The organism is Paenibacillus wynnii, assembly GCF_030812855.1.
In the GTDB taxonomy this organism is placed as follows: Bacteria; Bacillota; Bacilli; order Paenibacillales; family Paenibacillaceae; genus Paenibacillus_AQ; species Paenibacillus_AQ wynnii_A.
Genome location: NZ_JAUSTK010000015.1, coordinates 57,687 through 80,553, shown reverse-complemented (window position 1 = coordinate 80,553; position 22,867 = coordinate 57,687). Strand labels below are relative to the sequence as shown.

Genomic DNA, 22,867 nt, shown 5'->3' with positions numbered 1-22,867 from the left:
TCTTTGTGCATTCAATCTACTTTTGAGAAACCCCCTGTTTGACATTTCGTACGATGCAAGTGACGGTAAAAGGGAAGGTGTCCGTCGGATCCTCCTGATCGGGCTGCAACTCTTCACCATAATGAATATGAATCAGCAGCCCGGAGTCCGTTCGTAAGCTATTCGAAACAGCCAACTGCTGTTGGATATCCGTTGCATCATTCTGGCCTGAGAATGTCTCTGTGATAATCAAATCGAAACGGTTATTTTCATATAAAAAGGGGTGTGTTCCCCAAAGTCTTCCATCAGTAATTATGGTAATCAGTGAGGCAGAGGCCCCCCAGTTCAAAAGCTTTCTCATTATTTTTCCGCTGCTGTTTGAGACGACCAGAACGCTTGATGAGTCCAAAGAACGGATGCGGTACTGACAAAGTGCCTGCCAAACCGCTAGTTCCAGCCTTTGTTCCTGCTGCAATGCTCGAGCAGTCGAAGGGAAGAGGGGCGTACGCAGATCGTTCCACTCCTCGGTATACATATGCAGAGCTTGATCATAACGGCTGAGCATAAAATGGCAATCTCCCAGCCAGTGTCTGATGGATTCATTATCTGGTTTGAATTTATTGATGGTTTTAAGCAAAAATGCTGCAGCCTCCCATTGACGGCTACGATACATATCCAAGGCCATTTTCTGTAATAACTCTTCCTCTTTGTGATCTAATTGATGAGCTCTATCCATAAATTTACGCGCCATAGTCAAGTCTTTCATGTGATAGAGTAGAGTTCCAACCTTCAGAAGTAGTGCCGGATTGAACGGGTCAGTATCCAATTTGTTCAATGCCCTCTCTAATTCCTCTATTTGAGTCATTCTTTCAACCCCTTATTCCATTCGGAAGTCAATCTTTCAGCCGCCATCTCAAAATTGACGACCATGCTTTGACAGATCAGACTAATGTTGTGGAACAGGTCAAGGTGGATTTGAAACACTTTTTCGGTTTTTACTTTGGAGTCAATTAAACCAAGTTGATTCATTTGATGGAATCCACCGACCAGAACCTGCTGAACAAAACATAATACTATGTTATCCTTTATGATTTCATGAATCAGATTAAAATTTTTATCGTACTGCTGCTCCATTATTTCAATTTGATCAGTTTCAGTCTCCCTTTGAGACAACTCTATCATCTCTTTACAAATAACGATTCGCTTTAGTGTTTCTTGGCACAATCGGCGAAAAATATGGGTATATGTTTCAATCTCTGCGATAAAAAGGGTTAGCCTTTGAAGTCTTTCTTGTATATCAATGCCCTCATTTGCTTGGAGGAGCCATTCATTGATCCGGCGTTCGAGCGGCTGTGTGCAGTATTGCTGGATCGCTTCCGACAGGGGCATATATGTCGTTCCTTGAATTTTGGCTCCGCCTTCAGTTGCATTGATCACAGTAATGGTGGGTACTGCAGCTATTTTTTGCTCCATACCTTGCTTGAAATCAGCCCAGAGCCGGTTGGAAGGGATCATCGTCCCCTCATTGCTCTCCACTTGAACCACTTTCATGGCTTTTATGCGATCCCCTGATGCTTTCCCTTTTTCATCTAAATAAATCGCATCTTTACTGTGAGTAACCCCGCCTGGACCGAAAGCAAAGTCCTGCCCGACAAGAATAATAGGGTTTGCCCCCAATTCCACAGCCACTTGAAAAGCTAAATGTGAGGTGCTGGCACCTGCGTTAATTCCTATACCGTCTCCTAGCCAGTAATTGAACCAATTATTTATAGTTTCCGTATTTCGGAATATGGGGACACCCGGGCCGGGAAATGCAGGAAATATACGTTTGTCTATGACAGCCAAGGATAATAAGGCAATCTGATCAGAATATGAACGATTTTCAAAGTGATATTCATAGGAGAGTGGAGTGCGTTCGATAATACAAATGGCATCGGGTATAATTTCCTGTTTCATAAGAGGGAGGGTGGCCGACTCTGTACTGAGGATTAATCCTTTGCCCTGGATTTTTTTTAAATCCGCGATATTATTGTCGAGTGACGGGCCATTGGAGATAATAAAGGCGGGAACATTGATATACTTATTCGTTACGCTGCTTAAATAAGGGTTTCGGACGACTTCCAGTGCATTGGCAATCAAATTATGAAACCCTAATAATGAATCATTATGGTCGTTACCGATATAAAAGATATTCAAGCTCATCGTTTCGAAAATGTATTTGTGTATATTCAAATACTCTTGTTTCATTTGCCTTTGTGCAATTGGCGTAAAGGCAACCGAAGGAGCTGTGCAATATAAAAACACGTCCGTCCATAACAAACGATCAAATTCAGCGCTGAAATCCTCAGTATTTCCGATGAAAAATGTGAACTTTTGCGTTGCAAACAACGGTTCAAAATCAAAGTAATGCAGCATTGCGGCAAAAATATAAATATTTTGCTCGAACACCATCACAATCGTATTCGTTTGCTTTCGTTTAAACAGCTCCAATAAGGCATATCCCGACCCGCAGCCATAAACCATTAGGCAACCTGCTTGTTCAAGCTGTAATTGCCCGCACCACTCTTCAGCCTCTTTAACTGGATTCATACTGGTTAATTGATAGCTTTTATCGTGTTCGGCCCAATGGAATATCGGATTTCCATCCGTGGAATGCTCCAGCTTTATTTTTCCCCAAAGCTCATCTTCCGTTATATTCAGCAGCGTGGTTCTTAGATTTGGAGATAAAAATCGTATGTTATTTTCAAATTGTGGATTCAATTGGATTCACCCTATTCTTCATATCCCCATAGAAAGGGAGGATCTTCGATTCAATTAAGTCTGTTATGGCAATTACATCGGTATTCAACAGATGTTGATGTAAATCACGCAGTATGGATAAGAAAATGGTAATCTCATTTCCGTTGCCCGCGTCTTTTTGATCCAATTGAATGTCAGACCATTGTTCCAACTGTGATAGAGCGATTTGCAAAGAGGCTAACCCCACTAGATCATCTCCTTGCCGCCAAGCAGTTGAAGCTTTCTTCAGTGCTTGTATCCATGGCTCCCAAGAGGGTTCAGACCAGAAGTGGTTGATCATATGGAATCGCCCCCTTCTCCTTTAAAGTCCTTCCATCCCTCTTGACCATACCATTCCAGGTTAGCTAAGGTGCAGCGAATCATGTTCTGGATTCGGTACTCATAGAAGTCCTTTACATACTGCAACTCCTCCAACTCCTCTTTAGTCCAGAACATTGCCCGAAGAGATTCAGACGCCAGCAGCATCTCTTTCGTCAGCCGTTTCATTTCTCTTAAATCCCTAAATCTGCTTTCCCGTTCTACGTTATTTGCATTATTCTCCATAGATCGTTCTAACGCTCGAAGTAACCTTTGCTCCAATTCAACTGAATAATTCACCATACACTAAGACCTCCATCAATGATCAGACTTTGTCCCGTGACATAACTGGATGCATCGGAGGCCAAGTAAATCAGAGCTCCGACCATTTCATCCGGCTGACCCATCCTGCCCATCGGTACACGGGCTGAATAACGGGTTATAAACTGGTCATTTTGGCCGCTTTCATTCCCTCCAGGTATCAAATTGTTGACCCGAATTCCATAATGGGCCCAATAAGCTGATAAATGTCGGGTCAACCCAATAATGGCAGCTTTGGAAGCAGAATAAACTGCCGGTGTGTTAATTGGCCGCCCCATGTATTTAGACCCTTCATATATTCGTTGATCGGGACCGACAATTCCGTAAATCGAGGAGGTTTGAATTATGCTACCGCCACTTCCCTGGGCAATCATTTGCTTGCCAGCAGCCTGTGCAACCAGGAACATACCATCCAAATTCACAGCCATAATTTCTCTCCATTGCTCTAACGAATAGTCTTCAAAGGGAGCAAAGAATGCTTCCAAATTCTCCGATTTACTCGCAGCATTATTGTGTAGAATATGCACCCCGCCCAGACCGTCAACCACTTTACGAATCATGGTTTGAACCTGCGTAAGGGAAGACACATCACAACCAACCCCTAATGCTTTAACACCATACATCTTCTGTAGCTCTGCGGCAAAACCGGAAACTGCCTGCTCATCCAGATCGACAACGGCCACTTGGGCACCAAACTCAGCCAGGCCACTGCAGAAGCGTCTGCCGAGAATTCCGACACCACCGGTAACGATAGCCGTTTTTCCATGTAAACTAAACTTATCTGTAAAGGGGTGGTGGTTAACCATGCTTTTCACCCGTTTTCGCCAAGAGCAAAGAAACCAATTCCAGGTCAAATTCTGAATCAATATCGATAGATCGTTCCATGGGCATCGTATATAGGAGGGTTTGTGGGTGGAAAAGACTGTCGCTATCAAGCAGGCAGTCACGCCTCCATACATAAACGGAAGCGTTAAGATCGAAGCAGAGGGGGGTATCCTGCCGGCGGACGAATGGACGATCTAGCGGCTTGCATACTTGCACTTCACCGTTTTCGTGAACCTCCACCATATTGAAATAAGGAGATCGGCGAGAGGGGGTACCCGTGATTACATTGGGAGCCTGATGATCTATCAACAGCCGGATTGCGCCTTGAATATCCTGCGCTTCCCGTAAAGGAGATGTAACATCTAAATCTGCAATGACATCAAACTTGATGTTGGTTGTCTGTTCAGCAATTTCTAAGCAATGCCGGATGGCAGGGATTTTGGGAGCGTTGTCCGAGGATAGAGCAGGGGGGCGGTTAATGGAAATATCTGCTCCCCAGCGCAGGCCGGTATCCAGAATCTCAGAAGAGTCACTGCTTACTGCGATACAGTCGAACATGCCTGAGGCCTTCGCCTGAATAATACTATAGGCTAAAAGAGGTTTATCCCCTATTACACGGATATTCTTATTCAGAACTCCCTTAGAATGACCTCTGGCGCAAATCGTACATAATCGTTTCATCGATCCACCCACACCTTCCGCTGTGCGGACATTTCAACGGCCTCTATCAAATGGAGCACATCCAAGCCTTCCTTAGCCGTGCAAGCCACATCATGTTTACCCTGCAGCAGCGAACGATGTAAGGTCCGATACGTATAATCGCGCTCCATCTCAAAGCTGTAAATGTCCTTATTCATTTCAAGGGTATTTAGAATGAGATCTGCTTTTATTGTCGCATTATTGGTATTGATAATGAGTTCTCTCCGCGACTTCCGATCCAGGTAGTTGAGTTGAATATTAACGACCGGACAATGATCGGTTTGCAGCATAATTCCGAACACATCGTCACTGTCTATTTCCAGCCTACTGTAGTGGCCACCTACCGCAACGGTACTTTTCCAGCCACCCAGAATCCAGGTTATATAATCCAGTTCATGGCTTAAATCCCGCAACACGCCCCCACCGGCGAATTTGCTTGCCGAGTAGCTCTGGCGGTAATCGTTCAGCGGACGCCATTCGGGCAAGTACTGCCCCACATAAACCTGAACCGACAACACCTTTTCATTTTCCAGCAATTCACGAAGCTTTAGGACGATGGGATGGAAGCGAAGATTGTAGGCGACAAAAACCGACTGAAAAGCATGCTCCGGCAACGATTTTACAGTATGGAATAAAGGTTTCTCTACTAAAAGAATTCCGTTAAATTCGTGTAAGGCCAGCGTATTTACGGACATGTAATGATCAGACGTAGATGTGGCAATGACGGTGTAATCGTAGGGTCCGCCTTGGCACGCAGCTTCAATAGACGGATATACAGGATACGGAACTTGATCGCGACCGCTGACAACCGATACTTGGCAGCCTAAATCAGAGAGCCAATCTGCATGCCTGGAGCCTATTGATCCGCAGCCGATTACCAACGCCTTCATACAAACACCTTGAAATATTCCTCATCAGCTCGCTGTAAATCCTCCAGTTTCCCTACATCTATCCAGTATTCCCGGATGGGGAACACAGCAATTTCTTGTTCTGTTTCAATTAATTGTTGGAATAATTCTGGCATATCAAAGAAACTGTCATCAGGAAGATAATTCATCACGTCCGGCTCCAGTACGTAAATACCTGCGCTAACGAAAAACTGATGCAGCGGTTTTTCGATAATATCCACCAGCCGATGCTCATTAACCCTGACGACACCGTATGGAATCTGCAGCTCATAGGGTCTCACGCACAGGGTTGCCTGCATCTGAAGTTCTGAATGAAATTGTACCAACTGACAGAAATTTACCTTGGTTAACAGATCGCCATTCATGACGATTATAGGCTGAGTAAGTTTCTCCGTAATCAGTTTCAGACCTCCGGCGGTACCCATTCTTTTGCTTTCATGAATATACCGTATCTCGACTCCCCATTTACTACCGTCACCAAAATAATCAATAATCATCTCAGCTTTATAATTGACTATAAAGTAAAACCGATGAAAGCCATGCTCAATGAACTGCTGAATGATGGTTTCAAGAATGGGTTTGGCACCCACTTTAATAAGAGGTTTAGGGCAATTTAATGTTAAATCCCCTAAACGTCTACCTAGTCCTCCTGCCATCAACACAACCCAATTATCCTTCAACGATGGTTTTACTAATTCTTCGAGGTAGTAAATGCCTTGAATTTCCGAATTTTCGTCCACAACAGGTATATGACGCACCCGGTTCCGTTTCATTAATTGCAACGCTTGATCCGAGTGCATGGTTGACAGAATGGTTATCGGTTGAACATTCATGATTTGATCAATGGTCTCTTGAAGAGAGATATTTTTAAGTAACGCGCGCCGAATATCTCCATCAGTGACTATGCCTAGTAACCGATTCTGTTCATTGACCACTAGAGCAATTTGAGATGAACCGGACTCTATAATGGCAAGGGTCTCTTGAATGGTGGCTTTCGGTGGGGTCATAAGTTTTTTCCATGGGTTCATGTCCATTATTCAATCACATCGTCTTTGCGGTAGTCTCTCTCCGCAGGCTTGCCCAGCCAATCCCAGAGATAAAAAGGGGAGATGCCTATACCCGGACGCTTGCATGTCAAATTAACCTCTGTGAAAAGCGTTCCAGCAGCTATATCAACGGAAGCTATCAGGCTTTTTCTAGCTATAGATTTATTACGACCCTCAGAGGGTGTTGTGGTTTTGATCTTTGAACCTAATGCTTCTTCCACTTCACGAATCGAAGTAATCATGAGTTTAAGCTCACAGGGCTCCACAGAAGCAGCGTGGTCTGGTCCTTGTAGAGTCCGGTCTAGAGTAAAGTGTTTCTCCAGTATTACTGCACCTCGCGCAGCGGCGGCAATTGAAACCGCAATCCCAGTCGTATGATCCGAGTAACCAACGGGCAGCGAAAAAGCCTCTCGCATAACATCTATCGCACGAAGATGGACTTCCCCGAAAGGGGCAGGGTATTCGGTAGTACAGTGTAGCAGCCGTACGTTCTCTTGTAAAATCCTTTGACCTGTGTTTGAAGAATAAGCCTGTTCAAAAGCGGCCAGAGAGGGGGGGGACTCCATATGAAGATAACCGAAAGCCAATACTCCGAGTGCCTTCTCGATATCTCCGAGATTGGACATTCCAGTTGAAAGAATAACCGGCTTTCCTGTACGGGAGGCTTGCAGCAGCAGGGGGGCATTAGTAATTTCCCCTGATGGAATTTTCATCCATGGGAAATCCAGGCGTAAAGCCAATTCGACACTTTCCAGATCAAAAAGCGATGAAAAAAAATCGATCTTTTTTGTTTTTGCATGGGCTGCTAGTTCTGAAGTGGCTTTCACATCGAGCTCCAAACGCTTCAACATTGCCAGTTGGGACTCAGACTCCCTTGTCCGTTTATTTTGATAATCAGCTTTGGGTGCATAGGCAGTTACTAATTGCTCTGCTTTGAAGGATTGGAACTTTACAGCATCGGCCCCCGATTCCGCGGCGGCGTCAATCAGTTGTTTGGCTAAGGACAGGGAGCCATTATGATTTACTCCAGCTTCTGCAATGACATAGACGCGGTCCAACGGTGTCATTTTGTATCCACCTCGAAAAAATGTTTTTTTAGCAATGTTCTGTAGTTTGATATTTGCTTCAGTTGCGCTACGATTTTTTTGCAGCTGTCGCCAGAACCGTAAGGATTAGTCGTTTCAGAACAGTCTAATTCAAATGCCCTCAAGATAGCTTTTGTAATGTCGTCCGCTTGAGCGGCGCATTGGATTACAGAGGTAGCGGATATTCTACCTTTTTGACGGTCTCCGATATTTACACTGGGTTTATGGAAGGACGGAGCTTCATATAACCCGCTTGAGGAATTGCCGACTACGGCATCAACGATAGAAATGGCACTCAAATATCGAAGCTGGCCTAATGAAGTATATGCCTTCGCATTGGGATGTGTGTTGACGTAATCATCTGTCATCTGTGCCAGTCGACGTCCTTCCGGATCGGAATTAGGCTTTGTAAACAAAATCCCAAGCTCAGGTCCCAAACGGTCTAATGCCTGTAAAAGCTCATTGAATTGCAGCGTGGACGAGAACTCCTCCATCGTTACCGGATGAAACGTTACCAGGATGTTCCTAGCCCTCCACTCGAAGTCGAGACTTTGCTGAAGCTCGTCAGGGGTTAACAGCTTTAAGCTTTTAATTTGATCTATCCCTGGACTTCCGACCGTGAAAATGAAGTTTGGATTTTCACCCATTTGGCGCACTCTTGCCGCAGAGCCAGCATGACTTACAAAATGAATATGCGACATTTTAGTTAAGCTATGGCGGATAGATTCGTCAAATGCACCCTCTGTCGAATCACCGCCACCGATGTGGGCAATCGGGATTTTAGCAACTAGTGCGGCTTGGGCTGCAGCTAGTATTTCATAACGATCTCCGAACAAAATAACCAGATCCGGCCGTAAATGGTCGAAGGCGTCGGCAAATCCAATGACACCTAAGCCTATTGATTTGGCAACACCTACCGGAGTATCACTGGACAGGAGCATTTCTACTTTAGCCTGAATGGAAAAACCGTCGGATTCGATGACCTGAGCAGTCATGCCGAATTCAGGTGACAAATGCATACAAGTAGCAATAAGCTGCAGTTGAAAGGTGGGGTCCTGTTCAATCTCTTTTAAAAGACCATACAGTAACCCATATTCCGCTCTAGTCCCAGTAACAACACATAATTTACGTTCACTCATGAGACCCTCCTTGAACCGGTGTACTCGGCAGAGTAATGATTTGTCGTTCCAATTGCTCTGCTACAGTTAGATCTGAACGGGGGCAGTGCAGATATGGTTTGAGAGAATGAAGCAACCTCCAGGCAGGACGAGCTAAATACCCATGATTGTGCAGGGCGTCTAGTATTTCGTCTCGGCGAGTCTCAAAGCTGTTGTCCAACAGCAGCACATTTAGCCAATAGTTGCTGCGGGCTGAAGCAGGTTCAGCGAACCATTGTACAGCCTTAATTTGCTTGAAAGCTGTGCTGTACTGATTAGCCAGATTGCGTTTCTGTTCAATACGTTCTTCAATTTGTTCCATTTGGGCGCATCCCAGTGCTGCGTTAATATTCGGCAATCGATAATTGTATCCCACTTGATCATGTTCAAAAGCCCAACGGTGTGGAAGTTTCGCAGTTGTTGTCAGATGTTTGGCCATTTGAGCCATTTTTGGGTCATTTGTAAGTATGGCTCCGCCTCCACCTGTAGTGATCACTTTATTTCCATTGAAACTAACCGCTGCTGCCATCCCCCAGCTACCTGTATGTCGTCCTTTATAATAAGAACCGAGTGATTCGGCGGCGTCTTCCACCAAGGCTAATTGATATTGGATGCTCAGCTGTTCCAATGGTTCTATATCTACAGGGTGGCCGAAGGTGTGCATAGGAAGGAGGGCTTTGATTCTTCTCCCCGTTTGCTTATTGAAGCAGCCTCGAACCTTGACCTCCGTTATTTCCTTTAGATAGTCCCCTAGCTTGTATGGATCCAGTCCCAAGGTTGTTCGCTCATTGTCAACAAAGTGGGGGACTGCACCGCAATAACGAACTGCATTCGCAGTGGCGACAAAAGTTAATGAAGGAATCAATACCTCATCACCAGGTTCGACTCCAGCGAGCAATAAGCATATATGAAGCGCAGCTGTTCCGTTCACCACTGCTACTGCATGCTTGATTCCAGTATAAGTAATCAAATGTTGTTCAAATTGGTCTACGAAAGGACCTGCAGAGGAAACCCAATTTGTATTTAAGCATTCTTTTAAATATTCCCACTCATTTCCTGCAAATAATGGCTCATGTAATGGATAAGGCTTATTCTTAACCGGAAAAAACTGCTGTAAGGCTTCTATTATGGAGTCAATTTCCTGATTTCGGTTCATATATTGTAGATCCCCGCTTTATAAGCCTCCAGATTCCGGGGCTGAAGGAACCATTCTACCGTTTCTATAAGTCCACTTCGTAAACCATCATGCCCGTGATACTGCGGCTTCCAGACCAATCTGTCTTTTGCTTTTGTATGATCAGCGCATAAACGGTCAACCTCACTTTTCTCCGGCCGGACTCGGGTGGTGTCGGTTTCGATTTTCACAGAGACCCCCATAATCTCTGAAATCATGGATATAACATCTTGAATGGATATTTCATAGCTGCTGCCAATATTTATAACCTCTCCGACAGATCGCTCCGATTCAGCCATGGCAATAAATCCGGCAACAGTATCCGCAACGTAATTAAAGTCTCTTGTCGGATGGAGAGCACCCAACTTTAGAGTCTGCTGTCCTTTGGCAATTTGCGTAATAATGGAAGGGATAACGGCGCGCGCCGATTGTCTGGGACCGTACGTATTAAAGGGGCGGATTACACTTACGGGTGTGCCAAATGAATAAAAAAATGACAGGGCTATTTGATCCGCAGCAATTTTGGATGCAGCATAAGGGGATTGAGGAGTTAGCGGATGCTCTTCAGACATGGGAACAAACCGGGCCGTTCCGTACACCTCGCTTGTGGAGGTATGAATCACCTTCTCAACCTGGAGCTCCTTAGCCGCTTGAACAATATTCAAGGTTCCTTTGACATTGGTATCCACATAGGTATCCGGTGAATGATAAGAATACGGAATTGCGATTAGAGCCGCTAAATGAAAAACGACATCACATCCGTTCATGGCTTTCTTCACGCCATATGGATCTCTGATATCACCGGAAAAGACGTCCAAATGTTGTCTGATCTCGCTTGGTGAATGATCAAGCCACCCCCAAGAATTAAAGGAATTATAAGCAACAAATGCCTTTACATCAAACCCGAGTCGGATCAGTTCTTCAGTAAGATGGGAACCTATAAAGCCATCCGCACCGGTAACCAGAATTTTTTTATTTTGTAGATTCACAGCATTTTCCTCCAGTAGTCTATTAATCGATATCCTACAAGTTGAGCGTGACTACAGCATATGTTGATGTAAGAGGAATAGTGAGTGTTTCTGATTTCGCCCAGAAAATGGTATTTTTTTCGAATGCTCGATCACAATTCATCTCTTCTGAATAAAATAGGGTAATGTAAGCAATGGGAGGTATAAGAATGTCCTCGTGTTATAAAAGAAAGAACAAATGCAACAGTAAAAATACAAAGAGAACACGCCCCCGCAAAAAGAAGGGGCTTCAAAAGTCGCGACACGCCACTAAAACGCAAATTTGGGGTAAATACAAACGCACAATAAAACCTATTCTTACCGATCGTAAGGGAAGATTAATTACGATAGATCGAGTGGTTTGGTTCCGTGAGCAAAAAGAAAATGTAGTTACAGGAGCTGATTTCACAGCGCTCCCTTTGCAAAATATAAGCTTGTCCAATCAATATGTATACTCCGTTCAGAATACAGGCGATTACGACGCAGAGGTCAGAATTGAAATGGGTCCTGATGCTTCGGCACTTACCGATGATATTGGTCTTGAAATCATTCCGGCCAAACAAACAAAGATTGTAACACCTTTGCGGTTCTCAAAGTTCATAAGGATTCTATATCGTTCTGCTATTCCCGGTACATCTACACATCTATCCATTGTCTTCCAGGCCCAAGACCATTATTGGCAAAAAGTTGCGCGAAGAAAAATCACGGCAGGGGTATAGACAATTCTGAGCAATTATTGTACATAGAAAAAAATCTCTTTAGAAGAGTGGAGGTATCGAGCATCCATTTTACCAAAGGAGACTTTTTTTTGTGCATTCAATATATAAAATCCATGGTTAAGAATCCCCATATAAACCGCTCACGTCATTACCTGAGGAATATTAGACCGGTGTAACTTTACTTGCCCATAACCCCGATCTTTCCGTCGATAATCCCTCCTCCAAAAACCAATTTTAATAAAAAATACAATTTATGTATAAGCTAAGTGGTACTTGAATTGGAATAAGGAGTAATGTTATGCGTCAAATAATCCAAAGTCAGGATTGTCTAGTTATTGGTATTGATGTAGGCTCAACGACCGTCAAGGTTACAGCAGTGAATCCTGAAAGCAGGCAAATCCTTTGGTCGGACTATCAACGCCATCATACGAAGCAGGCGGAGAAGGTATTGGAAATGTTAACTGCCGTTGCGGACGAATTTCCGGGTATCCATCAAGAAAATGTCCGTGTGTTTGCGACGGGCTCAGGCAGCGGTCCTATTGCTCCACATATCGGAGCGAAATTTATACAGGAAGTCAATGCAGTTACGATGGCCGTTGAGCATCTTCATGCTGATGTTGGTAGTGTAATTGAACTTGGAGGACAGGATGCCAAGATTATTATATTTAAGGAAAATGAGGAAACAGGACAAAAGCAAATCCTTACCTCCATGAATGACAAATGTGCGTCAGGTACCGGGGCCATGATCGACAAGTGTATGATCAAAGTGGGTATACCTGCTGATCATGCGGGAGAGCTTCACTTTGACGATTCGAAATTACATCATGTGGCTGCAAAGTGCGGGGTATTTGCTGAGACGGATATTGTGAATCTCGTTAAAAGCGGAGTGCCATCTACAGAAATCATATGCTCGCTGGCAGATGCTATCGTTATGCAGAATCTTTCCGTTCTTACTCGAGGGAATACGCTTCGGCACAGTGTTCTCTTGCTGGGCGGTCCGAATACCTATTTGACCGTCCTTCAGGAATGCTGGAGGAAGCGGATCCCACAGACTTGGCAGGAACGCGGATACGATTATCCGAAAGATAAGTCCTTCGAGGAACTGATTTTTGTTCCAGACCATTCGCAGTATTACGCAGCCTACGGAGCAGTCCTTTATGGACTACATGAATCCAAAGATGTCGGTTTATATCTGGGATTACAGGGTCTGAAGGAATTTATCATTGGCGGACGGAAAGCTAAACTGAGTGAGAAAGCGGGCCCGCCTTTAGTTGTTAATGAGGATGAACTGGTGCAATTTCGGCGGAATTATACCATCCCTAGTTACAAGCCGACATGCTTCACTCCAGGGCAGAAGTTGAGAGCGGTAATCGGTCTTGACGGTGGATCTACTTCATCTAAAGCCGTGCTGATGGATGATCGAGGAGAGATCCTTTTGAAAGAATATCAACTTTCCAAAGGGAATCCTATTGAAGATACTAAAGAAATATTATCGCGGATGCGAGATAAATTGCAGGACGCTAATGTGGAAATAATCGGCTTTGGAGCTACGGGGTATGCCGCAGATGTTTTAGAGAAGACGCTAAAGGCAGATGTTAACATCGTGGAGACCGTTGCGCATATGATGAGTGCCGTTCAACAATTCGGTAACATCGATGTGATCTGTGACATTGGGGGGCAGGACATTAAGGTCCTGTTTCTGAAAAACAGGGATATTCGTAACTTCAAGCTGTCCAATCAATGTTCTGCCGGGAACGGGATGCTGCTGCAGGCGATGGCCGATCAGTTCGGTATTCCGGTTCAAGAGTATGCGGATACAGCCTTCAGTGCGGAGTTGAGCCCTAATTTTTCCTATGGATGTGCCGTATTCCTGGACGCGGATCGGGTAAATTTTCAGAAAGAAGGTTATTCCAAGGAGGAATTACTCGCTGGGATCGCCCACGTTCTGCCGAAAAACGTATGGCAATATGTAGTGCAGATTCCGCGTATGGCTGAATTTGGCCGCAAGTTTGTTCTGCAGGGAGGAACCCAGTATAACTTGGCTGCGGTGAAGGCACAGGTCGATTATATCAAACAGCGGGTTCCTGACGCTGAAGTTTATGTCCATCCCCATTCGGGAGAAGCGGGTGCGATCGGCACGGCCTTGGAGACGTTACGCGTAGTGAATCGACGAGGGTACTCCACCTTTTTAGGGCTGGATGCCGCTATAGATCTTCGTTATATAAGCCGTAACGACGAGTCGACCCGATGCCAGTTCTGTCCCAACCACTGCAGCCGTACCTTTGTTGATTCTGAAACGCCGGACGGCCAAACCGTTCGATACATTTCCGGGTTCTCTTGCGAAAAGGGAACGGTTGACGACAAGGCGTTGGTCGTTAAAATAACAAAGCAGCGCCAGCAATTGAAAAAAAACTATCCCAATCTAGTTGAATATGAGGCTCGCCGCATGTTTCAACATTTTTATGATGTAGAACCTTTTCCCAAACGGGAGCAGTTAATGAATGATGTCAGACTTAAAAATGGTTGGCTTGGGCTAGGCAGTCGGCGAAATCAGAGACAGTTTGAACATTCTTCCGCGGAGGCAAGAAAGCGGCGCAGTCGAATTCGTATCGGGATTCCCCGGGTACTTAACATGTGGTCGACAGCACCCTTTTGGCGGACCTATTTTGAAACATTGGGTATCGATGAGCGAAATATCGTGTTTAGCGATCATACGAGTGAGGAAATGTGGCAGGAAGGTGGTAAATACGGCTCTATTGATCCTTGTTACCCCTCCAAAGTGGCCCAGGCTCATGTGCACAACTTGTTGTTTAAGTGTCATGAGAAAGAATTGCTGGATTACATTTTCTTTCCGTGCATCACTCATATTCCGACCTATTTGAACAATGTAAGTGATTCAACCAGTTGTCCTATTGTGGCCGGTGCTCCAAATGTGATCAAAGCAGCCTTTACCAAAGAAGTGGATTTCTTTAAGGCGAGAGGAATCGTCTATCTGGATCCAGCTGTTACATTCACGGAATCGAACTTGATGAAGCAGCAATTGTATGAAGCCTTTGTCGAACAGTTACAGATTACAGAGGATGAAAGCGACTTTGCCATAGAGCAGGGCTGGAAGGCATTGAACTTGTTTGATAAGGAGATGCAAGAGAAAGGGCGCGTAATTTTGGAGCAGGTTGAGCAGGAAAATCGCCTCGCCATTCTGATGATCGGACGTCCCTACCATTCAGATCCGGGGTTGAATCACGGCGTGCTTGAAGAATTTCAGGTGCTGGGCTACCCCATTTTGTCCATACGTTCCATTCCCAAGGACGAGGCGTGGCTGCTCCGGTTTTTTAGTGAAGATCTAAAGAGCGGACGAGTGAAGCACGTACATGAAATTGGAGATGTCTGGCCGGAAAATTTCAGTTCCAACAGCGCTCAGAAAGTTTGGGCGGCCAAGTTCGCTGCACGCCATCCTAATGTGGCGGTGCTGGACTTGTCCAGCTTCAAATGTGGACATGATGCCCCTACCTATGGATTGATCGACTCGATTATCTCAGCCGTTGGCACCCCATACTCGACGTTACATGATATTGATGCTAATAAGCCAAGTGGTTCGATCAAAATCCGTGTCAAAACGTATGCACACAGTCTGGGGCTTCATGAAGAACGTCTGCAGGATTTGGCTCGTAAAAAAGTGGAGTTACAGCAACGCCTGGAGGAAAAATGCGCTGAATTGCTAGGCAGTAAACAAAGTGAACAAGCTGGAGCTGTTTAACCTATTAAACTGAACGAAGGAGTAAATCAATGGTTGTTGTCAAAAGAAAAAATAGTACCGAAGCCGTTTCCTCTCTCGATGATATTCTATTGAACTTTCAGAAGGAGCAGGAAATAGCTTTAGGCTTAGATCAAGATAAGAAGACCCAGTGGTTCGATCCAGTTCCGCGTCCGTTTTTAGCCAAAGACAAACCCAATATAACTCTTCTGTTTGGGGGATTGTCGATGAGTCACGATTATTTGGTAGAGGCAGCATTAAAAGGTTTAGGGTATCGGGTACAGCATATGGAATGCCCAGATAATGAGTCACTTCGCTATGGTAAAGAATTCGGCAACCGTGGGCAGTGTAACCCGACCTACTTTACGGTAGGCAATTTAATTAAATATTTGATATACCTTCGTGATGAGGAAGGCATATCAAAGGAAGAGATCATCGGGAATTACTTGTTTATGACTAGCGGTTCCTGCGGTCCCTGCCGTTTCGGTGCTTATGCCACAGAGTACCGTAAGGCACTGCGCGATGCAGGATTTGAAGGTTTTCGAGTGCTTTTGTTTCAACAAACGGATGGACTAAAACAGGCATCTGGCGGGGAATCGGCGCTTAAGTTGGACACGTCGTTTTTTATTAGCATTCTGAAAGCCGTTGTTTTGGGAGACATCTTAAATGCCTTGGCTTACCGTATCCGTCCCTATGAGGTAGAAGCCGGGTCAACTGACGCCGCACTGGAGCGGAGCAAGCAGCATATCTATGAAGCCCTGAGTGAGCGCAAACGACTTAGACCCTCGTTGATCAGATGCCGTAGGGAACTGGAGAGCGTTCAGGTGGATCGTACCAGAGTCAAACCTAAGGTAAGTATCATAGGAGAGTTTTGGGCGATGACAACCGAGGGAGACGGCAACTATCAGTTACAGCGCTTTTTAGAGAACGAGGGAGCCGAAGTGGAAGTGCAGTCCGTGACGGCTTGGATTTTGTTCCTTATCTGGGCAGGTCGCTTCGACACCATAAAGAGAATGCAACTACGGGAAGCGGATTCCGGAAAAAACGGTCTGAAAGGGAAGAATACGTTCCTGCGTCTGCGTATGTTAGGATTGGCTGATCGAACCCTCCGAATGATTTTTCAATCGTATGCCAAAACCATCGGTCTGTATCATTACCATCTGCCCGATATGGATGAGATAGCCCGTGTCGCACATGAACACTATAATAATCATTTGCGCGGCGGAGAGGGGCATATGGAAGTAGGAAAGTTGATCCTGAACGTAGTCAAGCAGAAAGTAAACATGACTGTTTCTGTAAAGCCTTTCGGATGCATGCCTTCTTCCGGTGTTTCCGATGGTGTGCAATCCCTGATCATCGAAAAATACCCCAATGCCATATTTCTGCCCATTGAAACGACAGGAGATGGAGCGATTAACGTCTACAGTCGAGTGCAAATGATGCTGTATAAGGCGAAACAGGCTGCGCAGCGGGAATTTGAGTTAGCCTTATTAGAAAAAGGCTTAACCGTTGGTCAACTACAGAATAAGCAATGTTCTAAGCAATTTGCCCGACCGCTACAAACAAGTCGTCATGTGGTCGCTTGCACGGCGGCCAATGGGGTATATGGCTTACGTCGGTAAGATGAGTTAGTTTCACAATGCTGGCTTTGTTTCAAAATTAGTTGAACACTCACAGTTATTAAGGTATCATCAATATTGAATTTCGATATCGACAATCGATGGCGGTGAGCAACTTTTTGAAAGAACAAATCTACAGAAAATTATTTCTTGGGTTCATTCAAATTCATATCCTCCATCACGCTGCAAAGGAGCCGATTTTTGGCTCGTGGATGTTGGACGAATTGCAAGAACACGGATATAAAATGAGTGCTGGAACTCTTTATCCTTTGCTGCGAACCATGGAGACAAGTGGTCTGTTGGAAAGAGAGGATCGGAATGTCGGTGGGAAAATCCGCAAATATTACCGGACAACTGAAAGTGGCAATCAAGTCCTTGCTGAAGCGCGTAGCAAAGCATATGAGCTGTTTAAGGAGATAGAGAACTAATCAGCTGATCGAAAGGAGTGATTGACGATGTTTCGATTAAAGGGTGTAAAAGTAAAAGGGATTTTGTCTGTCCCGGAATTAACTATAATTAGGAATACAATAACCTGCATTGTAGGAGAAAGCGGCAGCGGAAAGACATCCTTACTTAGATTGTTAAACCAATTGGACAGCCCGGACGAGGGCGAAATTTGGTTTGATCAGTGTCCTCTGAGCGAAACCGATCCTATTGAATGGAGGCGAAATGTGGTGATGGTGCCGCAAGCTCCAATCGTGTTCAAAGGAACAGTGGGAGATAACCTGCAAATCGGACTATCTTTTTCGGATAAACCTGCAGCATCGGATGAACGGTTGATGCAAGCGCTTCATCTTGTTTGTCTGGAGAAAGGTTTGGCTCAAGACGCAGAGAATCTCTCCGGTGGAGAAAAGCAGCGGTTGTCTCTTGCAAGGGCTGTTTTGATGAATCCTATGGCGCTGCTTCTGGATGAACCGACATCTGCGCTGGATGAAGATACTGCAAATAAGGTGTTTCAGCGACTGACAGCATTTATTCGAGAGAACGGTAAAACACTGGTCATAATCACTCATTCCCGTAGCATCGCCGATACATACGCTGATTTGATCATTGAAATAAAGGATGGAATGCCGCAAGTGGACGGGAGGGTTTATAGTGAACGGAACGATTGATTTGTTATTTTGGCAACTGTTCGCAGCATACTTGTTCGTGCTTATATTGGTTGTGATCGTTCGAATTAGAGGTATCCCGCGCGAAAAGGAAATATTCATTGCTTCTATTCGGATGACCCTACAATTAATTCTGGTTGGATATTTACTGGTTTATGTTTTTAAATACACGCATCCTGTTTATACTTTGCTGCTTGTGGCAACGATGCTTGCTTTCTCCATCCGCACGATCATCAAACGAGCAAAAGGGAATTTGTCCTATGCTATGAAACGAATTATTGCTTTTTCGATGACTTCAGGCATTTTGGTCAGCCTCATCTTTTTTATATTCATTGTATTGCAACTTGAACCTTGGTACGAACCCCGATATGTCATCCCAATTGCCGGTATGATCGTTGGCAATTCGATGACAGGAATTGCCCTAGGTGTGAATTCCCTGATCGAAGGTATGCACATTCAAAAGGATAAAGTGGAAGCTGCACTCATGCTCGGCGCAAAGCCGAAAGCAGCGGCACGGAATATTGTGAATCAGGCATTTGATTCTGCCATGCTGCCCACTATTAATTCAATGGTTGGTATGGGTATCGTGTTTTTACCAGGAATGATGACGGGACAAATTTTGTCAGGGACATCTCCAATCGTAGCTGTGGAATATCAAATTGCCATCATGCTGGGAATTGTCGGGAGTGTTTCACTTTCCGTGATCCTCTTCGTGCAGCTAGGGTATCGGACATTCTTTAACCACCGAAGTCAGCTTGATTTAGAGGGATCAGGAAAAATTCAACGCTGAGTGGAATCATGGGTCGGATTTTTTACAAATAATCCCTTGGATAACATTTGTATTTCCGCGACAAAATGTATATAAAAGAAGGTGAACTGTCATGCGGAAAAAAGGGAATCGAATTTTACCGGCGATCTTTACATTGATTCTGATTTGTGGATGCCAGAATCAGAAACCTAGAGAACAAGATTTGCTGCAAATAAAATCCGCTAACGGAGAGAATAGAAAAAAAGTAATTTTATTGGTGGCAGATTCTTTAATGTCTCAGGCAATCGACCAAGGAATTAAGGAGCAAAAACTTCCCGCTTTTCAATTCCTAATCCAACATGGGCAATATTATAAAGACCTAGTCAGTTCTTTTCCCACGATGTCCGTCACAATCGACAGCTCACTGCTTACCGGTAAATACCCGGATGTTCACCATGTTCCAGGTCTGACCTGGTATTCTGCAGAGAACAAGAAAATAATCAATTACGGAACAGGACCAATGGAAGTGCTTAGACACGGTATTAGTCCGGTTCTAGCCAATGCACTGATCCATTTGAATGGGAGTCACTTAAACCCGAATTTGCCCACGATCTATGAGGATTTAGCGCGGCATGGGTTAAAGTCTGGTTCAATTAACGGCTTGATTTACAGAGGGGCATCCGATCATACGTTGTCGATTCCTGAATGGATTCAAGGGCCTACTACCTTACCGAAAAAATTACAAGTGAAAGGACCGGATTTATTGTCCTTAGGTTCATTATCTAATCCGTTTGAAGGGATTGAAAATTTACGCGATGGTCCTACGAACCGATTGGGAATTAATAATAGCTTCGCTTTAGAGGCCGTTAAATATTTGATTAAAGCTAAAAAATTGCCGGATTTTTTGTATGTGTATCTACCCGATTTAGATAAAAAGTTACACAAGAAAGGCCCCACCGAAATGAATGGGGTCAAAGAATTAGATAAGCAGCTTCAAGCTTTGTTGCAAACATTTGGTTCTCCGGAAAAAGCAATAAAAGACGCGATTATTATCATTGTAGGGGACAGTGGAATGACCAAAGTCCTGCCTGCTGGACAAAATCCGGTTATTGATCTGCCCTCTATGTTGGGAGCTGACCGAGTTTTACGACCCGGTGAAAATGTATCCAAGGAAACTGAAATCATTCTCGCCGTCAATGAAACATTGGCCTATGTGTACACATTAAAAGCGGATCGTTCGCTTAAAGATGTGGCAAATGTATTGAAAAAAGATCCGAGGATTGATTTTATCGCATGGAAAGAAAAGGAATGGATATACGCAATCCAAGGATCAACAGCCAAGCAGCTCAAGTATAAAGCGTCGGGAAATCTTACCGATTCTTACAAACAATCGTGGACGGTTGAACAGGACAGCGAAGTGTTGGATATCAAGGTCAATGCTGCTGCTCATTTGTTGGATTACGGTCAGTATCCCGATGTATTGCAGCGATTGTCAGGGGCACTTCATTCGCACCAAGGTAAATTTTTGGTAGTCACGGCAAAACCAGGATATGAATTAGTGGATAGAAGCTCCCCCACCCATATAAACGGTGGTGCTCACGGTTCCATTCGTAAAACAGAATCACTTGTTCCCCTAATCATTAGCGGAACGAATCAAAAACCAAAATATTTAAGGATTGTTGATTTAAAAGCTTATTTGCTTGACCTTTTGACAATGAAAGCTCAATAAAGGGTTTCTTATATTATTGGCTGCAGCTATGAACAAACTGCTCAATCAGTTCGTTTAATTTGGCTGAAGCTTTCGTCGGTATCTGATGTTTGGTATTTTTGACAAAAACAAGTTCACTCTTAGGCAGTCGTTGATGCAGTAGCTGGGCGTATGGATGAAACAGTGTGTCCTTCTCTCCGTAAACCAGCAAGACGGGTAGATGTATATTGCCCAAATGTGCGGTACAGTTGTAATGCAAACTATATTGATAATACTGCTCGGCGTTTTTGGTGTTTCCTTTTTTGGCATCGTTAAACAATGACCGAAACAAGGACAGCTTTTTATTCGCTTGGGACCAAGCAACGGATAGGGCAATCGTACCGACTGCGCCAAATTTGGATAAGATGCGCCCGAGCAATATTTTATTTCTTAACCTACTGTTGCTTACTTCCGACATGCCACCGATCACAATACCTCCTGATGCCCGATCGGGATAAGTTAACAAAAACTCGAGTACAACCGATCCGCCAGTCGAGTAACCGCACAAAAATACTTTTTCGATCTTCAACTCATCCATCAACTGACGGATATCCTCAACAATTAGCGGATAGGTAATTTCTTTTTTTGAAGCTTCGCTTCTACCATGGCCTCGTATATCAAAAGAAACCGTTCGAAATTTCCCAGACAGTTCCTGAATCTGATATTGAAAATTCAAGCTTGTTAACACAGGAGGATGGATGAAAAGGATCGCAGTTCCTTGCCCGCGATCCGTGTAATACATGCTGTATCCATTTATATAGATTTGGGACATTTGATCCCTCACCTTCTTCACCTTAACCCTATTTATTCCAATCAAACCAAATGTGTATTTAGAAGATTCTTCGGATAGGCTGCATCATCTGACGCCGGATCTTTCCGTTGAAATTACGCCGCCGTGACATGCTATAGGCAGCTGTTCCAACTCCTAAGGCCAATATAGACATAACAGTTCTTCGATTAGTTAAACCTCTCATTAAGAATCGCATCCATTGCATACTTACTCACCACCTTTTCAACTGAATTTGTTCGAATACGATACGATCTTTATTTTGCTTATGATCTGATCTCTTCATTCATGAAAGGCTGCTCCATAATCATCCAAAGAGGATAGAGGACAGCCTTTTTAATTTGCTGTAGAATGGTCCTCATAGTAGAGAGATCACATTAACCCTTGAAGTGGAGACAATAAATGAGATATGACTGTTTGATTGTGGATGATGAAATCGAGCTGGCGGAGACGACCTGTGAATATTTCAATCTGTTTGATGTTAAGTCGGCTTTTGTTACAAGCGCTGAGGCATGTCGGGAATTTTTGCGGGAGAATACTGTGTCTATGCTCCTGCTTGACATCAATCTGGGCGGAGAATCGGGCTTTCAGTTATGCAAGGAGCTTCGGCAAACTACAGGTATTCCTATTTTGTTCATAAGTGCTCGCTCCAGTGAGGATGACGTTCTCATTGCTCTTGATATTGGTGGAGATGACTATATTAATAAGCCCTACACACTTAGGGTGTTGCTTGCTAAAGTCAAGGCTGTACTGAAACGTTGCGGCAATGAAGCCTTGACCGAGCCCGCACTCATTCAAGGTGGCCCTGTACAGATTAATCCGGACCTGCGAAGAGCAAGTCTGAACGGTGTGCCTCTCAAGCTGAAAACAATGGAATATAAATTAATCAATTATTTCATCCTCAACAAAAATAGGGTGATTCCCAAAGAAGAGTTATTTACTGCGGTATGGGGTGATGTATTCGCAGGAGACGGCACATTAAACGTACATATCCGGCATCTGCGTGAAAAGATCGAGCACAATCCCAACGATCCCCAATACATAAAAACGATATGGGGCATCGGCTATGCCTTTGAGGATAAATAAC

The 22,867-nt window shown here is 44.3% G+C and carries 22 protein-coding genes; 8 read left to right on the top strand and 14 right to left on the bottom strand.

Going from position 1 to position 22,867, the window contains the following annotated elements; translation table 11 throughout:
• Positions 1-16 precede the first annotated feature (16 nt).
• From J2T20_RS15510 to J2T20_RS15455, 12 genes are read right to left on the bottom strand one after another with little or no spacing between them, the layout of a single operon-like run.
• Positions 17-844 (bottom strand): tetratricopeptide repeat protein, encoded by an 828-nt coding sequence (locus J2T20_RS15510; RefSeq protein WP_307589804.1) that lies wholly within the window; start codon positions 842-844, stop codon positions 17-19.
• Complete coding sequence (locus J2T20_RS15505) at positions 841-2,739, bottom strand: motility associated factor glycosyltransferase family protein (protein WP_307589802.1); 1,899 nt, start codon at positions 2,737-2,739, stop codon at positions 841-843. The genes J2T20_RS15510 and J2T20_RS15505 overlap by 4 nt, the downstream gene beginning before the upstream one ends.
• A complete protein-coding gene (locus tag J2T20_RS15500; RefSeq protein WP_307589801.1) occupies positions 2,723-3,058 on the bottom strand; it encodes a hypothetical protein in 336 nt (111 codons plus the stop codon). The genes J2T20_RS15505 and J2T20_RS15500 overlap by 17 nt, the downstream gene beginning before the upstream one ends.
• Positions 3,055-3,378: a hypothetical protein gene (locus tag J2T20_RS15495; RefSeq protein WP_307589800.1), complete on the bottom strand. Its 324-nt coding sequence runs from the start codon at positions 3,376-3,378 to the stop codon at positions 3,055-3,057. The genes J2T20_RS15500 and J2T20_RS15495 overlap by 4 nt, the downstream gene beginning before the upstream one ends.
• Entirely contained in the window at positions 3,372-4,202 is an 831-nt protein-coding gene (locus J2T20_RS15490) for an SDR family oxidoreductase (protein WP_307589799.1), read from the bottom strand. The genes J2T20_RS15495 and J2T20_RS15490 overlap by 7 nt, the downstream gene beginning before the upstream one ends.
• Positions 4,195-4,902, bottom strand: a complete 708-nt coding sequence (locus J2T20_RS15485) for an acylneuraminate cytidylyltransferase family protein (RefSeq protein WP_307589797.1) — start codon at positions 4,900-4,902, stop codon at positions 4,195-4,197. Before J2T20_RS15485 ends, J2T20_RS15490 begins: the two co-directional genes overlap by 8 nt.
• The gene (locus J2T20_RS15480) at positions 4,899-5,810 is read right to left on the bottom strand and encodes a Gfo/Idh/MocA family protein (protein WP_307589795.1); all 912 of its coding nucleotides are present in this window, start codon (positions 5,808-5,810) and stop codon (positions 4,899-4,901) included. The genes J2T20_RS15485 and J2T20_RS15480 overlap by 4 nt, the downstream gene beginning before the upstream one ends.
• Positions 5,807-6,835: a nucleotidyltransferase family protein gene (locus tag J2T20_RS15475; RefSeq protein WP_307589792.1), complete on the bottom strand. Its 1,029-nt coding sequence runs from the start codon at positions 6,833-6,835 to the stop codon at positions 5,807-5,809. The genes J2T20_RS15480 and J2T20_RS15475 overlap by 4 nt, the downstream gene beginning before the upstream one ends.
• A gap of 26 nt (positions 6,836-6,861) precedes the next feature.
• Positions 6,862-7,941, bottom strand: a complete 1,080-nt coding sequence (gene neuB / locus J2T20_RS15470) for an N-acetylneuraminate synthase (protein WP_307589791.1) — start codon at positions 7,939-7,941, stop codon at positions 6,862-6,864.
• Positions 7,938-9,098, bottom strand: coding sequence for a UDP-N-acetylglucosamine 2-epimerase (gene neuC, locus J2T20_RS15465; protein ID WP_307589790.1), 1,161 nt, complete (start codon positions 9,096-9,098; stop codon positions 7,938-7,940). The genes neuB and neuC overlap by 4 nt, the downstream gene beginning before the upstream one ends.
• Positions 9,091-10,272: a LegC family aminotransferase gene (locus tag J2T20_RS15460; protein WP_307589789.1), complete on the bottom strand. Its 1,182-nt coding sequence runs from the start codon at positions 10,270-10,272 to the stop codon at positions 9,091-9,093. The genes neuC and J2T20_RS15460 overlap by 8 nt, the downstream gene beginning before the upstream one ends.
• Complete coding sequence (locus tag J2T20_RS15455) at positions 10,269-11,279, bottom strand: NAD-dependent 4,6-dehydratase LegB (protein ID WP_307589787.1); 1,011 nt, start codon at positions 11,277-11,279, stop codon at positions 10,269-10,271. The genes J2T20_RS15460 and J2T20_RS15455 overlap by 4 nt, the downstream gene beginning before the upstream one ends.
• 188 nt (positions 11,280-11,467) lie before the next feature.
• On the opposite strand from J2T20_RS15455, the gene J2T20_RS15450 reads away from it, so the two are divergent.
• The 7 genes from J2T20_RS15450 to J2T20_RS15420 all read left to right on the top strand — a co-directional run bounded on the left by J2T20_RS15450 (position 11,468) and on the right by J2T20_RS15420 (position 20,975).
• The gene (locus J2T20_RS15450) at positions 11,468-12,016 is read left to right on the top strand and encodes a DUF6385 domain-containing protein (RefSeq protein ID WP_307589785.1); all 549 of its coding nucleotides are present in this window, start codon (positions 11,468-11,470) and stop codon (positions 12,014-12,016) included.
• Positions 12,017-12,314: 298 nt separating this feature from the next.
• On the top strand, positions 12,315-15,773 hold the full coding sequence (locus tag J2T20_RS15445; RefSeq protein ID WP_307589784.1) for a BadF/BadG/BcrA/BcrD ATPase family protein: 3,459 nt from the start codon (positions 12,315-12,317) through the stop codon (positions 15,771-15,773).
• A 29-nt stretch (positions 15,774-15,802) separates the two neighbouring features.
• On the top strand, positions 15,803-17,392 hold the full coding sequence (locus J2T20_RS15440; protein ID WP_307589782.1) for a 2-hydroxyglutaryl-CoA dehydratase: 1,590 nt from the start codon (positions 15,803-15,805) through the stop codon (positions 17,390-17,392).
• Between the two features lie 116 nt (positions 17,393-17,508).
• Positions 17,509-17,817 carry a PadR family transcriptional regulator gene (locus tag J2T20_RS15435; RefSeq protein WP_307589780.1) on the top strand — a complete coding sequence of 103 codons (309 nt, stop codon included), beginning with the start codon at positions 17,509-17,511 and terminating at the stop codon, positions 17,815-17,817.
• A 27-nt stretch (positions 17,818-17,844) separates the two neighbouring features.
• Entirely contained in the window at positions 17,845-18,501 is a 657-nt protein-coding gene (locus J2T20_RS15430; RefSeq protein WP_307589779.1) for an ABC transporter ATP-binding protein, read from the top strand.
• Positions 18,485-19,288: an ABC transporter permease gene (locus tag J2T20_RS15425; protein WP_307589777.1), complete on the top strand. Its 804-nt coding sequence runs from the start codon at positions 18,485-18,487 to the stop codon at positions 19,286-19,288. The genes J2T20_RS15430 and J2T20_RS15425 overlap by 17 nt, the downstream gene beginning before the upstream one ends.
• A 91-nt stretch (positions 19,289-19,379) precedes the next feature.
• The gene (locus tag J2T20_RS15420; protein ID WP_307589775.1) at positions 19,380-20,975 is read left to right on the top strand and encodes an alkaline phosphatase family protein; all 1,596 of its coding nucleotides are present in this window, start codon (positions 19,380-19,382) and stop codon (positions 20,973-20,975) included.
• 13 nt (positions 20,976-20,988) lie between these two features.
• Here J2T20_RS15420 and J2T20_RS15415 read toward each other — a convergent pair whose 3' ends face one another.
• Both J2T20_RS15415 and J2T20_RS15410 read right to left on the bottom strand, forming a co-directional pair.
• On the bottom strand, positions 20,989-21,765 hold the full coding sequence (locus J2T20_RS15415) for an alpha/beta fold hydrolase (protein ID WP_307589774.1): 777 nt from the start codon (positions 21,763-21,765) through the stop codon (positions 20,989-20,991).
• Positions 21,766-21,823: 58 nt separating this feature from the next.
• Positions 21,824-21,937 (bottom strand): DUF3918 family protein, encoded by a 114-nt coding sequence (locus tag J2T20_RS15410; RefSeq protein WP_307589853.1) that lies wholly within the window; start codon positions 21,935-21,937, stop codon positions 21,824-21,826.
• A gap of 245 nt (positions 21,938-22,182) precedes the next feature.
• Here J2T20_RS15410 and J2T20_RS15405 point away from each other — a divergent pair, with 245 nt between their 5' ends.
• A complete protein-coding gene (locus tag J2T20_RS15405; protein ID WP_307589773.1) occupies positions 22,183-22,866 on the top strand; it encodes a response regulator transcription factor in 684 nt (227 codons plus the stop codon).
• Position 22,867 lies beyond the last annotated feature (1 nt).